At 42.8% G+C, this 15,648-nt stretch carries 16 protein-coding genes; 7 read left to right on the forward strand and 9 right to left on the reverse strand.

What is annotated here, in order from left to right:
* Positions 1-71 precede the first annotated feature (71 nt).
* The 3 genes from SB660_RS10150 to SB660_RS10160 are packed head-to-tail and all read right to left on the reverse strand — an operon-like array spanning position 72 to position 5,443.
* A complete protein-coding gene (locus SB660_RS10150; RefSeq protein ID WP_410582380.1) occupies positions 72-1,853 on the reverse strand; it encodes an acyl-CoA dehydrogenase family protein in 1,782 nt (593 codons plus the stop codon).
* Positions 1,854-1,867: 14 nt separating this feature from the next.
* Positions 1,868-3,043: an acetyl-CoA C-acetyltransferase gene (locus tag SB660_RS10155; protein ID WP_058013726.1), complete on the reverse strand. Its 1,176-nt coding sequence runs from the start codon at positions 3,041-3,043 to the stop codon at positions 1,868-1,870.
* Between the two features lie 12 nt (positions 3,044-3,055).
* Positions 3,056-5,443 carry a 3-hydroxyacyl-CoA dehydrogenase/enoyl-CoA hydratase family protein gene (locus SB660_RS10160; protein ID WP_144461834.1) on the reverse strand — a complete coding sequence of 796 codons (2,388 nt, stop codon included), beginning with the start codon at positions 5,441-5,443 and terminating at the stop codon, positions 3,056-3,058.
* A gap of 199 nt (positions 5,444-5,642) precedes the next feature.
* Here SB660_RS10160 and SB660_RS10165 point away from each other — a divergent pair, with 199 nt between their 5' ends.
* From SB660_RS10165 to SB660_RS10175, 3 genes are read left to right on the forward strand one after another with little or no spacing between them, the layout of a single operon-like run.
* Positions 5,643-5,780, forward strand: coding sequence for a YuzL family protein (locus tag SB660_RS10165; protein WP_169055667.1), 138 nt, complete (start codon positions 5,643-5,645; stop codon positions 5,778-5,780).
* A gap of 44 nt (positions 5,781-5,824) precedes the next feature.
* Entirely contained in the window at positions 5,825-6,058 is a 234-nt protein-coding gene (locus tag SB660_RS10170; RefSeq protein ID WP_223250686.1) for a hypothetical protein, read from the forward strand.
* Between the two features lie 11 nt (positions 6,059-6,069).
* Complete coding sequence (locus SB660_RS10175; protein WP_058013724.1) at positions 6,070-6,417, forward strand: spore coat protein; 348 nt, start codon at positions 6,070-6,072, stop codon at positions 6,415-6,417.
* A 33-nt stretch (positions 6,418-6,450) separates the two neighbouring features.
* On the opposite strand, the gene SB660_RS10180 is transcribed toward SB660_RS10175, so the two are convergent.
* From SB660_RS10180 to SB660_RS10190, 3 genes are all read right to left on the reverse strand, one after another.
* Positions 6,451-6,702 (reverse strand): YusU family protein, encoded by a 252-nt coding sequence (locus SB660_RS10180; protein ID WP_169055668.1) that lies wholly within the window; start codon positions 6,700-6,702, stop codon positions 6,451-6,453.
* Between the two features lie 74 nt (positions 6,703-6,776).
* The gene (locus SB660_RS10185; protein ID WP_003213584.1) at positions 6,777-7,607 is read right to left on the reverse strand and encodes an ABC transporter ATP-binding protein; all 831 of its coding nucleotides are present in this window, start codon (positions 7,605-7,607) and stop codon (positions 6,777-6,779) included.
* A 148-nt stretch (positions 7,608-7,755) separates the two neighbouring features.
* Positions 7,756-8,202, reverse strand: a complete 447-nt coding sequence (locus SB660_RS10190) for a YusW family protein (RefSeq protein ID WP_186306811.1) — start codon at positions 8,200-8,202, stop codon at positions 7,756-7,758.
* A 111-nt stretch (positions 8,203-8,313) separates the two neighbouring features.
* Here SB660_RS10190 and SB660_RS10195 point away from each other — a divergent pair, with 111 nt between their 5' ends.
* Complete coding sequence (locus tag SB660_RS10195) at positions 8,314-9,159, forward strand: oxidoreductase (RefSeq protein ID WP_410582384.1); 846 nt, start codon at positions 8,314-8,316, stop codon at positions 9,157-9,159.
* A 45-nt stretch (positions 9,160-9,204) separates the two neighbouring features.
* On the opposite strand, the gene SB660_RS10200 is transcribed toward SB660_RS10195, so the two are convergent.
* Positions 9,205-10,575, reverse strand: coding sequence for a S1C family serine protease (locus SB660_RS10200; RefSeq protein WP_323639308.1), 1,371 nt, complete (start codon positions 10,573-10,575; stop codon positions 9,205-9,207).
* 336 nt (positions 10,576-10,911) lie between these two features.
* Between SB660_RS10200 and SB660_RS10205 the strand changes: the two genes are divergently transcribed.
* Both SB660_RS10205 and SB660_RS10210 read left to right on the forward strand, forming a co-directional pair.
* Positions 10,912-11,589 (forward strand): response regulator transcription factor, encoded by a 678-nt coding sequence (locus tag SB660_RS10205; protein WP_169055670.1) that lies wholly within the window; start codon positions 10,912-10,914, stop codon positions 11,587-11,589.
* Positions 11,586-12,917: a sensor histidine kinase gene (locus SB660_RS10210; protein WP_306011175.1), complete on the forward strand. Its 1,332-nt coding sequence runs from the start codon at positions 11,586-11,588 to the stop codon at positions 12,915-12,917. The genes SB660_RS10205 and SB660_RS10210 overlap by 4 nt, the downstream gene beginning before the upstream one ends.
* A gap of 20 nt (positions 12,918-12,937) precedes the next feature.
* Here SB660_RS10210 and spxO read toward each other — a convergent pair whose 3' ends face one another.
* On the reverse strand, positions 12,938-13,102 hold the full coding sequence (gene spxO, locus SB660_RS10215; RefSeq protein WP_095285802.1) for an anti-adapter protein SpxO: 165 nt from the start codon (positions 13,100-13,102) through the stop codon (positions 12,938-12,940).
* Positions 13,103-13,294: 192 nt separating this feature from the next.
* Between spxO and SB660_RS10220 the strand changes: the two genes are divergently transcribed.
* Positions 13,295-14,173 carry a TetR/AcrR family transcriptional regulator gene (locus SB660_RS10220; protein ID WP_410582388.1) on the forward strand — a complete coding sequence of 293 codons (879 nt, stop codon included), beginning with the start codon at positions 13,295-13,297 and terminating at the stop codon, positions 14,171-14,173.
* Positions 14,174-14,253: 80 nt separating this feature from the next.
* Here SB660_RS10220 and fumC read toward each other — a convergent pair whose 3' ends face one another.
* On the reverse strand, positions 14,254-15,648 hold the full coding sequence (fumC, locus tag SB660_RS10225) for a class II fumarate hydratase (protein ID WP_180310124.1): 1,395 nt from the start codon (positions 15,646-15,648) through the stop codon (positions 14,254-14,256).

Here is a 15,648-nt window from a genome sequence, read left to right on the forward strand (position 1 = left end):
AAAATATTTTAAAAACCTAAATGTATGCTTACAAAAAGGTGCGGAATGATATCCGCACCTTTTAAGCCGTCTTATACAATATATTTCTCTGCTTCAAAGATTTGTTTCGCCACTTCGCGTTTTTTGGCGATGACATTAATCGGGGTGAATCTTGTCAGTTTGCGAAGAGCTGACAGACTCATGCGGAGTGCATCTCCTTCTTCCATCGCGATCAAGGATTCTTTTGCATGAGCTTCAATTTTTAAGAAGGCTTCCTGCGTGAAAATTTGTGTGTAAGCAAGCTTTTGAGTATTCTTATCAAGCCCTGATGCAGCGATTGCCTTTTCAGTACGTAGAATCGCCGATTCAGCCGCAAAAATTTCATTGACGATATCCGCTATGTTCACAAGAATCTCTTGCTCTTTGTCTAATGCTTTTCCATACTTCATCGCCGCCATTCCAGATACCATTAAGGCGATCTTTTTCGCATGGGCGAGCAAATATTTTTCTTGATCGAGCGGCTGATCACCCGGCTCTTCCGGCATCATCATCATGAGCTCTTCCTGTAAGGTTTGCGCCTTTTGAAGAAGAGGAAGCTCTCCCTTCATCGCTTTCTTCAAGAATGTGCTTGGTACTAGCAGACGGTTGATTTCGTTTGTTCCTTCAAAAATACGGTTAATCCGCGAGTCACGATAGGCTCTTTCGACCTCGTATTCTTGCATGAATCCATATCCGCCGTGAATCTGCACGCCCTCATCCGCAATATAGTCTAAAGTTTCAGAGCCAAGCACTTTACAAAGAGAGCATTCAATTGCATATTCTGCAATGGACTGGGCAATTTGTTTGCCGTCCTTTTGCTCTTCTTCACTTAATAGACCCATGCGCTGTTCAAATAATCCAACTGTGCGGTAAACAGCACTTTCCATCGCATAGAGCTTTGCCGACATGTTGGCTACTTTTTCACCAATTAAGCTAAATCGAGAAATGGGCGTTTGGAATTGCTTACGCTGGTTTGCATATTCTGCCGATAATTGAATGACACGTTTTGACGCGCCAACTGTTCCGACAGCCAGCTTGTAGCGTCCGATATTTAAAATGTTAAAGGCAATGACATGACCTCTGCCAGTCTCACCTAGTAAATTCTCTTTTGGCACTTGAGCATCTTCAAGGATCAACGTTCTTGTCGAGGACCCTTTAATGCCCATCTTTTTCTCTTCAGGTCCCGTTTTGACACCAGGGAAATCCTTTTCTACGATAAAAGCAGAAAAGTGTTCACCATCAATTTTCGCATATACGACAAAGACATCGGCAAATGCGGAGTTTGTGATCCACTGTTTTTCCCCATTCAACACATAATGGGTTCCGGCTTCATTTAACACCGCAGTTGTCTTTGCTCCAAGAGCGTCAGAGCCTGATCCTGGCTCAGTTAGGGCGTACGCCGCAATCGTTTCTCCAGAAGCAAGTCCTGGCAGATATGTTTCCTTTTGCGCTTGATTTCCGAACAGTACGATGGGCAAAGATCCAATGCCGACATGGGCGCCATAGGAAAGGGAAAAGCTCCCTGCTCTGGAGAATTTCTCGGTAATAATGGCTGAACTGATTTTATCTAATCCGAGCCCGCCGAATTCTTCAGGCACGTCAGCTCCCAGCAGTCCAAGCTCTCCAGCCTTTTTGAGAAGCCTGACAGAATGCTCAAATTCATGCTTTTCAATTTGATCTATATATGGAACAACGTCTTGTAAAATATAATCCTCTGTTGTCTTTCCAATCATTTGATGCTCATCAGTGAAATCCTCTGGTGTAAAGATATGCTCATAATTCGTCTCATCAATTAAGAAGCTTCCACCCTTTTTTACCTCTTCCATTGCTTTCATCCTGATTTCCCCCTTTAGATCAATTCAAAAATTCCTGCTGCTCCCATGCCCCCGCCGATACACATTGTGACGATACCAAATTGCTCGTTTCGACGTTTCATTTCATGAATAAGTGACAGTGTCAGTTTCGTTCCTGTACAGCCGAGCGGATGTCCGAGCGCAATTGCCCCGCCATTCACATTCACTTTCTCTTCATCAATCCCTAAATGACGAATGACTTGAATGGCCTGAGAGGCAAACGCTTCGTTTAATTCAAACAGCCCGATATCTTTCAGCTCAAGTCCAGCGATTTTCAGCGCACGCGGAATGGCTTCAATTGGACCGATTCCCATCACCTCAGGCGGTACACCGCCAACAGCAAACGCCCGGAACTTGGCGAGCGGCTGAAGGGAAAGTGAGGATGCTTTCTCACGATCCATCATCATCACACACGCAGCGCCGTCACTTGTTTGTGAAGAGTTTCCTGCGGTTACCGTGCCCTTTGTTGAAAAAGCCGGACGCAAAGTCGAAAGAATCTCCTCCGTTGTCCCTGCTCTTACGCCTTCATCCTGTGAGAACGTGAATTGATGTTCTTCTAATTGATATTGCTCTCCTACCCGCCGCTCTGTTACATCAACGGAGACAATTTCATCTGAAAATTTTCCTTCCTGTAATGCTTTGGCTGCCTTTTGATGACTTCTTACCGCAAAGGCGTCCTGATCTTGACGTGTGACCTGATACTTTTGCGCCACCTGCTCTGCCGTGTGTCCCATGCTCATATAATATTCAGGCGCTTGTTCTGCCAAATGAGCATTCGGACGAATGGAGTGACCCATCATCGGCACCTGTGACATCGATTCGACGCCACCAGCTAAGATTGTTTCTGCCTGACCGAGCATGATTCGTTCACCCGCATAAGCGATGGACTGAAGACCAGATGAGCAGTAGCGGTTAATGGTGATGGCAGGGACTGTATACGGAAGCCCTGCTAATGCTCCAATATTCCGAGCCACATTTAACCCCTGCTCTGCTTCTGGTGTTGCACATCCGATAATCAAATCATCTATCTGTCCGTCGTAATCACCGGCACGCTTTAATGTTTCTTTTACACACAATGCGCCCATATCATCAGGTCGAACATGTTTTAACGATCCTTTTTTCGCCTTACCTACTGGTGTTCTCGCGCCAGCGACAATGACTGCTTCTCTCATTTTGACTCCCCCTTAGTTACGTAAAGGTTTTCCTTTGACGAGCATGTGCTGCATGCGTGCTTGTGATTTCACTTCTCCTACAAGACTTAAAAAGGCTTCCCTTTCAAGCTCTAATAAGTATTGCTCCTCTACTTCTGTTCCAAATGGCAGTTTTCCGCCGGAAATAACATGAGCTAATTTTTTAACAATGGTCATGTCATGCTCTGAAATGTATCCAGACAATCTCATATTTTCAGCCGCCAATATCATTGCTGCATAGCCTGTTTCGCCCATGACGGGCACCTTTTGCTTGAGCGGCGCACGATAACCCGCTTCATCAAGAGAGAGCACAAGTTGTTTCGCATCATAGATCAAGTGATCTCCGTTCATACTGATTCGGTCACTCGCGCGAAGCATGTTCATATCCCGCGCTTCCTCTGCCGAAGTGGATACTTTCGCCATTGCAATTGTTTCAAATGTTTTCATCGTGGCGTCTTGTATAGCGGTCTGCGATGGCTTCGCTGATCCTTGCAGATGGCGAAGGTATAATTCTTTGTTTCCACCGCCGCCTGGAATCAGTCCAACTCCCGCTTCGACAAGACCCATGTATGCTTCACTCGACGCCTGAATAGCTGCTGCCGGCAGACAAACCTCTGTTCCGCCTCCGAGTGTCATACCAAACGGTGCAGCAACGATTGGACGGTCGCTATATTTCACCTTCATCATTGCCTGCTGGAAGCGGCGGATCACAAAGTCAATTTCAAAGAAATTATCGTCCTGAGCTTCCATTAAAATCAAAGCAAGATTGGCACCAACACAGAAGTTCTTGCCTTGGTTTCCGATGACAAGCCCTCTATAATTTTGTTCCACCTCATCGACAGCGCGATTGATCATGTCAATGACATCTAGTCCAATGGCATTGCTTTTGGAGTGAAATTCGAGCAAGGCGACATCATCACCGATATCGATCAAGCTCGCACCAGCATTTTTAAAAATAACGCCGTGCTTCTTTTTCAATCTCGCTAAGGAAATATTCTTTTCGTTTCCTTTTTCCTGTTCATAAGTCCCATTATGATAAAACGCACGCTCTCCATCAGCATTCTCTTGATAGAATGTATCGTGTCCTTCTGAAAGCATGTCTTGCACCCACTGCGGGATGCTGTGACCTTCTGCTTCCATGCGCTCGACTGCTTTTTTCACACCGATTGCATCCCATAGCTCAAATGGACCGTGCTGCCAGCCAAACCCCCATTTCATTGCGTTATCGATGGACTGAATGTCATCCGCAATTTCGCCTGTTAACTGAGCCGAATAAAGGAGCACAGGTGCCGTCATGTTCCAGAGCAATTGTCCTGCACGCCCATCTTGATAAATAAGCGCTTTCAATTTCGCTTTCGTTCCCTTTTGCTGCTTCGCCATCTCAATGCCTGGATCTTTCAGCTTCGTTCGTTCTCCATATGTGAGCGTCACAGGATCAAGTTCTAAAATGGCCTTTCCATTCTTTTGATAAAACCCTTGTCCTGCCTTGCTGCCAATCCATCCCTTTTCAAGCATTCTTTCAATAAACTCAGGAAGCTGGAAAATATCTTTTTCTTTACCTTCTACTTGGTCATATACGTTGCGGGCTACATGGAAAAACGTGTCGAGTCCTACGACATCAAGTGTACGGAAGGTCGCACTTTTCGGTCTTCCAATGAGGGGTCCTGTGACTGAATCCACCTCTCCAATGGTGTATTTGTTTTCAAGCATTTCACGCACTGTCACAAGGAGTCCATAAGTACCAATACGATTGGCAATAAAGTTCGGCGTATCTTTCGCTTCAACAACGCCTTTACCAAGTACATCCTCGCCAAACGTTTTCATAAATTGGAGTACTTCTGGATCTGTTTCTTGAATAGGAATGATTTCTAAAAGCTTTAAATAACGAGCGGGGTTAAAAAAATGTGTGCCTAAAAAGTGGCGTTTAAAATCCTCTGATCGGCCTTCTGCCATTTTTTCAACCGAAATTCCCGATGTGTTACTTGATACGATGCTGCCTTCTTTGCGGTGTTCGTCGATGAGCGAGAATACGTGCTTTTTGATGCTGAGCTTTTCAGTGACGACTTCAATGATCCAGTCAGCATCTTGTAATAAGGAAAGGTGATCTGTGAGATTTCCTGGTGTGATGTATGATAGGTTTTTTGCTGAAGTAAGAGGTGCTGGCTTTTGCTTTAACAATTTTTTCATCGCTTCTTGACTTAATCTATTCCGAACACTAGGGTGATCAAGCGTTCGCTTTTTTGCCGTTTCTTCCTTTGTCAGTTCGTTTGGCACAATATCTAGCAATGTTACTGGTATCCCGATATTGGCTAGATGCGCAGCAATGCCTGAGCCCATGACACCTGAACCAATGACAGCCGCCTTGCGAATATGTTTGCCCATAAATATCCCCCTAAACATTTTGAATGAACAGTCATTCATTTTTTGTCCAAAAAAAAGCAATGCCTCTTTCTTTATCTTAAAAGATTTTCCGAAACAGTTCAAGTACGGATTTCAAAAATTTACACTTTCTCATGAGCCTTACTTTGCGGCGTATGAATTAAAGATGAGAGGGCATTGTAAGAATGGAGGTGATGTCCACATGTCTCGTTTGAAGAAAAACCCATCGAAAGCAGGCGTAAGTGCTGCAAGTGTAAAAGGAAACGCAGGTCCATCACAGGAATCAGACCTAGGCGGCAAAAAGACTAGTCAAAATCAGCAATATAAAAAGAATCAGTAAGGAAACAAAATCGTAAGGAGGAACACACCTTGAACAATCAGCAAATGAATATGCCCCCGCAAGTCATTTCAGTGAAGGATTCCTTGTACTTAGAGGATATGCTGAATTGGAACTTGATCGCTATGAAAAAGGCTCACTTTATGGCCGAGCATTGCCAGGACCAAACATTGAAACAAGAATTAAATCAAGTGGGCCAAATGCACCATCAGCATTACACACAAATTCTTCAGCATTTAGGCAGCTCAGGGCAAGGCCAGTCTACTGGCTTTATGCAATAGGAGGAAAAAACATGGAACAGCAAAACCAACAAAAAATCGGGAATCCTCAAACTCCGGTTCCCACAACAACAAACATGAATGATCGTGATTTTGTCACAGATCTCTTGTCGACTGAAAAATATATGACAAGCGGATACAACACAGCGCTCAATGAATTCAGTCATGAATCTCTTTATCAGGATATTCAGCGAATTGCGCTAGAAACTCAGAAAACACAAAGACATTTATATGATGTCATGTTCCGATATGGGTGGTATTCAGTTGAAGCCGCTGAGCAGCAAAAGCTCCAGCAGGCACACCAGAAATTTCAGCAAACACTGACAGAACAATCTCCATACGGACCATCACAGATGTCATAAAGAAAAACTGCCAGCACTATACTGGCAGTTTTTTTAGCGGTCTTGATTGGATCGATGAGCTTCGTTCATTTGTTTGATCCGCTGAATGGTTTCTTTGATTTCTTCCTTAGCCTCTGGATACGTTTCATTAAAGTGCTTTGCTAGAGGCGGCATACTTTTTGCAATATGAGAATAGATGACCCACTGTTTCACATCTTGTTTCAGTGCGTCTGTTGATTCACCGAGCAGCAGCTCAGTATATTTCTCAAGTAAGCCTTCCAGCTTTTCGTCTAGTTCATTCCCCATTTTGATCTTCCGCTCCTTTTTTCAGAAAAAAACCTGACTCTGTACGTAACAGATGTCAGGCTTTTGACATACGATTATCTTGCAGCGAGAAATGTCTCCGCTTGCGCTTGCTGCACAATACAGCGTCCTCTGCCATGCGGAATACATAATGGCGTTCCGAATAAAGGATCTGTTGTCACTTGGCAGTTCATATCAAAGACATTTTTCACAAGATCACAATTAATGACCGTTTCTGGTCTTCCTTCTGCATAAATCGTCTTGTCTTTAATCGCTACAAGGTGATGAGCATATCGGCATGCGAGATTCAGGTCATGAAGAACCATGACAATCGTGCGCTGCTCTTTTTCATTTAAGTCAAACAGAAGGTCGAGAATTTCAATTTGATGCGTCATGTCTAAATATGTTGTCGGCTCATCTAACAAAATGATATCCGTCTCCTGCGCTAACGTCATCGCAATCCATGCACGCTGCCTTTGTCCACCTGATAATGAATCGACCGTTCGATCAGCAAGGTCTTCCATCTTCGTTGACTTCAGTGCACGATTCACTGCTTCCTCGTCCTGCTTTGACCACTGCTTCAGCCAATTTTGATAAGGATATCTGCCTTGCTTCACTAATTGATGCACGGTTAATCCTTCTGGCGCTTCTGGTCCTTGCGGAAGAATGGCGAGCTGTTTCGCTACTTCCTTTGTTGGTAATTTGGCAATGGAATGACCTTCAAGCAAAACAGAACCACCCATTGGCTTCATGAGACGGGCCAAAGAGCGAAGTAGCGTGGATTTACCGCATCCATTGCTGCCAATAAATACTGTGATTTCACCCTTAGGGATTGATACATTTAGTTCATCTATGATCATTGTTTCTCCGTAGCCTAAGCTTAAACCTTCAGTAGAAATGGCACTCATTCCGCTCAAACGCTCCTTTTCTCATGCAAATTTTTTATATGAAATATCGTCTATATATAGACGCAAAAGATCACTTATCTCAATCTAGTGTATCAGATTTAAGTGATCTTGAAAATCATTTTCAATTAAAAAATGAGAAAGTTCCGTTTTACTTCTTCTTTTGGAATGTACGTTTGGTCCCATCTTCAAGCTTAATATCGACCTGAATTCGCTGATAATCATCGTCTAAATTAAAAGCAGCTAATAGCTCATTTACATACGTTTCATTGATCTTCGCACTAGGAATAGACATATCATTTAGCTTCATCTTCATCTCCCGTAATGCTTCTTCACCTTCATAGCGGACACCGTTCATATGATCACGAATAAGTGCTTCTTCTTTGCCTTTCGCCTGACGATAGGTGGCTTCGTATAATTCGCTTTTCTGCCCGTATTGAACATGCAGGTGGAGATGCTCAAATGGAAGTTCTTTCATTTGAACCGCTGAAAGACTCTCTGCTTCTGCTTCCTTTGTTTGCTGGAGCGGCTCGATTGATTGGCAGCCAGACAGCATAAAAAGCAGCACTCCTATTTGTCCCGCCTTCTTCCAACACATCATGTGCTTCCTCCTATTTCTTATCATCGTTTTTTATTCTTCTCCATCCTTCTTTTCGTTATTCAATAAAAGAGCGGGCTATGGTAAATTGAAACAAAAAGGAGGTACGAGATGATGAAAAGGACAGCCATTGTAACTGGTGCCAATAGCGGCTTTGGCAAGCTCATCACGATAGGTCTCGCCAAGCAAGGCTATACAGTGATTGCAGGCGTCAGGCAGGAAGCCAATGCGAAAAAGCTAGCTGAAGAAATCGAGCAAGTCTCGTTATCCGAAGCGATACATATTGAAGCATTAGATGTGACAGACACGCAGTCGATTCAAGCATTTCAGAAAAAACTACATGCTTACGCCCCCATTACCCTCCTTGTCAATAATGCAGGAACAGCCTATGCGGGTTTTGCTGAAGAGGTTCCTGTTGACACGTACCGCCAGCAATTTGATGTCAATGTTTTCGGAGTCATGGAAGTGACACAAGCCGTCCTTCCGTTTATGACAAATGGTGCAAAGATATTCAATATGAGCAGCATCAGCGGATTAATGGGAATGCCTGCACTTTCTCCTTATGTATCTTCCAAGTTTGCTTTAGAGGGCTACACAGAGAGCTTGCGCCTTGAACTGGCCTCGTTCGGTATTCAGGCAGCCTTGATCGAGCCAGGCTCTTTCCAAACGAATATTTGGAACACGTCTATGAACGAGCACATGTTGCAGCCAGAGGAAGGCTCGAAATACATACACATTTATCAAAAGATGATGGCTCATATCATTGCCCAGAAATCAAACTACGGGGATCCGCGTGAAGTCGCAGACCTTGTGATCCGATTAGCCGAGAAGACGCGGCTGAAAAAGCTGAGATATCCGATTGGGAAAGGAGTGCGACTTTCATTTACCGCAAAGCAGCTTCTGCCTTGGAGCTTCTGGGAAAAGATCATATTACGTACACTCTCTTCAAAAAAGTAAGCATAAAAAAACAGGTAGACCTTTAACGTCCACCTGTTTTTTCATTTATTCAGTTTCAGACTGTCCAAGGGTAATGTCTAGATTTTTGTTTTTCCCTTCACGAATGACAGTCATTGTTGTTTTATCGCCGACTTTTGTTTCTTTGTACAAAATTTCTTTCAGCTGAGAGCTGTTCGCCACGTTTTTCCCTTTAAACTTGATGATGACATCTCCAGACTTCAAGCCTGCTTTTTGTGCAGGTGATCCTTTTGATACATCCTTTACGTAAATCCCTTTGCCGATTTGTTTATCAAATAGGCCGAGCGTATTTTCTTGATATGTTTCAGGCACTTGCTCAAGGTCAATCATTTGTACGCCAAGGTAAGGACGTTCAACCTTTCCGTTTTTCAACAGCTCATCTACTATCGGTTTGACATCGTTACTTGGAATCGCAAAGCCAAGTGATTCCACACCGCTTTCACTAATTTTTAAGCTGTTGATACCGATGACTTGACCATCTGTATTGATAAGCGGTCCACCGCTGTTTCCTGGATTGATCGCTGCATCTGTTTGCAGTACATTCATTTCCACCGTACCAGATGACGTGTTCGCTTCAACTGTACGATCAAGACCACTAATAATCCCTTCTGTTACAGTACCAGAGAACTGGGCACCAAGCGGGTTTCCAATTGCGATCACTTTGTCTCCAGCACGGAGCTTAGAAGAATCACCAAAGCTCGCCACTTTATCAATGCCGTCTGCATTGATTTCTACAACCGCTAAATCTGTCATCACGTCACTGCCGACAAGCTTCGCGTCTTTTGTTTTTCCGTCATAAAGTGTGACCTTCAGTTTATTGGCACCCTCGACTACATGGTTATTTGTAATAATGTACGCTTTTTTGCCATCTTTTTTAAAGATGACACCAGAACCCGTTCCAGCTTCAGCTTCTGTTGAATCACCGCTAAGGCCAAACGAATTTTGGGTAGATTGATAGTTTGAGACTCCCACAATGGTTGGCTCTAAATCTTCTACCATATCAGAAACATTCGTAGCATTGGTGATTTGTTTTGTTGAGAAATTTTCAGAGGCCGCTGGTTCACTTGACGCTGTTTGCGTTTGATTGTTTGCTGTTGTGTCCTGTGACTGCGGCAAAAGCGGTGTAATGCCAAGCACAAGGCCGCCGCCAATAATTCCGCCAAGGATCGGACTGAGCCATGCTGCTTTCCGCTTTTTCTCCTTTTTCGACGCACGGTCATCCCCCATTTGAGGAGAATGGTTTGTCACACTCTCCTGAGTGGCAGAAGCTTCGTTTTCATGAGGTTGAAAAACGACTTCCTTTTCTTTTTCAGGTTCGTCTATTTGTTTCTCATTCTCTTGATGTACATCTTCTTCTTGATTCAACTTCTTCTCTTCATCTTCTCTTCGAAAATCCATCGCTTACACTCCTTTACATCATGTTCATGACTTGCTTGATTCATATGTGTAGATAGGACTCATGTCCTCTTAATGGCAACATCATTGAAGATACTACATGACAATAAGTCAAATTATATAATACTTATTCATAGAAAAAAAGCAAGGTGCGCACATTCGTGAAAAGCACCTATTGATCTGCCTTTTGTCTATGCCCTTTTTTCCCTTGAGCTTATCATAAACAAACATTATGGGATAATAATGAGAAGAATATGTGAAATTGTGAAAAAAGCATGAGATTGTTGACATGCCGCCTTTATATCCCGTTATAATGACGTTGAGAGGATGTGGAAGACTTTGTCGTACACCATTTATTTAGTGGAAGATGAACAAAACTTAAACGAACTTTTAACCAAATATTTAGAGAGTGAAAATTGGAATGTCTCCTCTTTTTTAACCGGAGAAGCGGCACGCGAAGCAATGAATAAGCCGCCGCATCTATGGATTTTAGATATCATGCTGCCTGATACAGATGGCTACACACTGATTAAAGAAATCAAAGCCGCATCACCTGACGTACCGGTCATTTTCATTTCAGCACGCGACGCTGATATTGATCGTGTCCTCGGTTTAGAGCTGGGAAGCAGTGATTATATTGCGAAACCATTTCTTCCGCGCGAGCTGATCATTCGGGTGCAAAAGCTGCTTGAGCTTGTGTATAAAAACAGCGATACTCCGCAGCAGCAAAGTGTTACACCCGTTTCCTCTTATGTCATTCATGAGAATGTAAGAGAGGTGTATGAAGGAGATCAGCTTATTAACTTAACTTCTAAGGAATTTGACTTGCTGCTTTTATTTACACATCATCAAGGACATGCTTTTTCTCGTGAAGATATTCTCGTCAAAATTTGGGGACACGATTACTTTGGGACAGATCGTGTGGTGGATGACCTTGTCAGACGATTGCGCAAAAAAATGCCCGACTTAAAGGTCGAGACCATCTATGGATTTGGCTATAGGATGCTAAAAGGATGAAGAACAAACCACTCGCTTTTCAAATTTGGATCGTCATCTCTGGTATTTTACTCACCATCTCGATTGTCCTGATCATCCTATTTTCCAATACATTACGTAACTTTTTCACGAATGAAATTTATAAAAATATCGAAAATGAACAACAGGTGCTCACAGAATATCCGTTGAACCGAGACGGCTCACCAAAGTCGACACCGGAAAACCGCTCGGTGCAGCACATTCTGATTCCGTCAGATGAATTAAACCAAATGGCACAGTTTTTCCCGCACGCTTTTATTGAGAAAATCCAAGCCTTTGTGAAAAAACAAAAAAGCGCAACGAAACGCTATTCTGAAGAGGTGAACGGCCAGCACATCTTTTTTGTCATCAAAAAAGTATCAACAGGCAATACACAATATATTCTGTTGTCTTATGCGCCAGACTCTTATCGAGATGACCTGTCCTTTACACTGTTTAAACAGCTGATCTTTATCTTGGGCACCGTTATTTTATTAAGCTGGATTCCATCGATTTGGCTTGCCCGCTACTTATCCCGTCCAATCGTTGCATTTGAAAAGCACGTGAAGCGGATTGCACAAGAAGACTGGGACGATCCTGTCATCGTTGACCGGCAAGATGAGATCGGAAAGCTTGGTCATACCATTGAAGAAATGAGACAAAAACTCATTCAAAAGGATGAAACAGAACGGACTCTTTTGCAAAATATATCACATGACTTAAAGACACCTGTCATGGTCATCCGCGGCTATACGCAGTCGATTAAAGATGGTATTTTTCCTAAGGGAGATCTTGAACAAACGGTGGAAGTCATTGAAGGTGAAGCGGAAAAGCTTGAGAAGAAAATCAAGGATTTGCTGTACTTAACAAAGCTTGATTATTTATCAAATCAACACCCTGCACATGCTTCCTTCCTACTCAGTAATACGATGCTGGAAGTGGTCGACCGGATACGCTGGTCGAAAAATGAATTGCAGTGGAACGTGGACTTAGATGATGAGGCTGCTCTTGAAGGCGATCCAGAACAATGGAGCAAATTATTTGAGAATGTACTAGAAAATCAACTTCGCTACGCAAAAAGTAAAATTGATATTCATATGAAACAGGAAGAGGATCAAATACGCATTGTCATTCGTAATGACGGTCCTCCAATTGAAGAACATATGCTATCCAACCTATACGAACCTTTTAGTAAGGGAAAAAAGGGCGAATTCGGTATTGGATTAAGCATTGTCAAAAAAATTCTCTCCATGCATCAAGCGTCTATATCTATTGAAAATGATGAACTAGGTGTACGTTACACGATCACGGTTCCAAAGAAGAGACTGTAGGTTTTTGACCGCAGTCTTTTTTAGATGAATGAATACCCATTAAAATCACGGTATGTGGCTTTAATTTTCTTGCCAGCTTGATACATCCATTTCTTTTCAATGGTTGTCTCTTTCGGCATTTTGACTTTTTCTACTTGAATTCCTTTTGTTCGCAAGCGTCTCATCATATCATCGATTTCTCTCATGGAACATCATCCTTTCACATATTTTGACCAGTTGGTCACCTTACTTTATAATATAAAGAATTACACTGTAAAAAACAAGTTACAATCTGATTAATTTTTGAAAACTTTCGTCGTTTATGACCGATAAGTCACATCTCTTTGCGCACGTTTCCTAAGACATTTGTCTCTCGGTAAGAAAGGATGACATTCATATTGAAAAAGAAAGAGAAAATGATCATTGAGGCTGGCATGAAATTGTTTGCCAGCAAAGGCTACAATACAACGTCTGTTCAGGAAATTGCGGATGAATGCCACATGTCAAAGGGTGCGTTTTACCTTTATTTCAAATCGAAGGAAGCACTGCTCATTTCGATCTTGCATTACTATTACGATAAGGTATTTACCCGGATTCACGAGGTTCAAACAGAGGGCGGCACACCAAAGGAAGCCTACCGTAAACAGCTCACTGTCTACTACGATAATATTTTGCAGCAAAAGGATTTTATTAAAATGCAGCTAAGTGATCGAGCATTGCCAATGAATGAAGATACGCAGCAGCTCGCAAAACAAATCAGACTTGCCACCATTCAGCTTCACATTGATAACATTAAGCAAGTATATGGAGATGCAGCGATTCCTTATATGGCTGATCTTTGTTTGACGATTGAGGGCATGAGCCACGTATATTTCGAGCTTGCGATTTTATATGATTTTCAGCTGGAGGCTGAGGAGCTAGCCGCAACGATGATTCACCGTATTGATGATTTGATGGGCGGTATGATAGAGCGACATGATCTTCCGCTCATCTCTGTAGATCAAGCGAGCGATTGGTTTGGTCCTATTTATGAACGGTCATTCGACCCGCTGACAGAATCTCTTTTAAAAGAACTAAGAGAGCAGGCTGAGGCACACTATGAAGTGAAAGACGAGCCTGATTTATTTGAAGCACTTGGCATTTTAGAAAATGAATTAAACAAACAGAAACCTAGACAAGTTATCGTGAAAGGCATGCTGCATCAATTAAAATTATACACACCGCTCCGAACCCACTCCGAATCACTTTTGCGTATTTTGAAAGAGGACCATTTGTAGAACCCAAGGCATTCCTTGGGTTTCATTTTTGTTCACATCACATTCAATGAAAAAAACCAGGGGCAGCCGCCCCTGGTTTCTTATTTTGCTTTCGGTGTCACCATTTCTTCTGGTTTCACAAACTCTTCAAACTGCTCTTCTGTTAACAGCTCTAATTGAAGTGCTGCTTCTTTTAACGTTAAACCTTCTTTGTGAGCAAGCTTTGCAATTTTCGCTGCATTTTCATATCCGATGTGCGGGTTAAGTGCCGTCACAAGCATCAATGAATTGTTCAAGTTTTTCTCGATTGTTTCTAGGTTTGGTTCAATTCCAATGGCACACTTGTCATGGAATGAGTTCATACCGTCAGCAAGTAATTCTACTGATTGCAAGAAGTTATAGATGATGACCGGCTTGAATACGTTCAGCTCAAAGTTTCCTTGGCTGGCAGCAAAACCGATCGTTGCATCATTCCCCATAATTTGTGCTGCAACCATTGTTAAAGCTTCACTTTGAGTTGGATTCACTTTACCTGGCATAATGGAGCTTCCTGGCTCATTTTCAGGAATGATCAATTCACCAATTCCGCAGCGTGGACCACTTGCCAGCCATCTCACATCGTTGGCAATTTTCATTAAATCAGCTGCAAGTGCTTTTAGGGCACCGTGTGCATACGTAATTTCATCATGGCTTGTCAGCGCATGGAATTTGTTTGGTGAAGAATTGAAATTTTGACCTGTCAGCTTGCTGATTTCCTCAGCGACATATTGACCAAACTCAGGATGTGCGTTAATTCCTGTACCAACAGCTGTTCCGCCAATCGCAAGCTCTCTCATTTTTTCAGTTGATTCTAGAATCATTTCTTTTGAACGGTCCAGCATGTACACCCAGCCGCTAATTTCTTGACCTACTGTCAGTGGTGTTGCGTCTTGCAAATGCGTACGACCAATTTTCACAATTTCTTGATAGGCTTTTGCTTTCTCATCAAGAGTCGCTCTCAATTGATCAATCGCAGGCAATAACTTTTTGTACACAGCTAAAACAGCTGCCACGTGCATAGCAGTTGGGAATGTGTCATTTGAGCTTTGACTGCGGTTGACGTCATCATTCGGGTGAATGCTGAACTCACTATTTTTATCTTTCAAGTAAGCAGTTGCTCTATTTGCAACGACTTCGTTCATATTCATGTTACTTTGTGTCCCGCTGCCTGTCTGCCATACAACAAGCGGGAAATGCTCGTCATACTTTCCGCTGATGATGTCATCACATACAGCAGCAATTGCTTCTGCTTTTTCGCTCTCAAGGTTGCCAAGACGTTCGTTGGCAATCGCTGTGCTACGTTTCAAAATTGCAAACGCATTCACAACTTCCTTTGGCATTTTCTCAGAACCGATTTTGAAATTTTCTTTGCTTCGTTGTGTTTGTGCACCCCAGAACTTGTCCTTTGGCACCTTGATTTCGCCCATTGTATCTTTTTCGATTCTAAATTCTGTCAT

The organism is Bacillus sp. SIMBA_005 (assembly GCF_046535585.1).
GTDB classification, from domain to species: domain Bacteria; phylum Bacillota; class Bacilli; order Bacillales; family Bacillaceae; genus Bacillus; species Bacillus pumilus.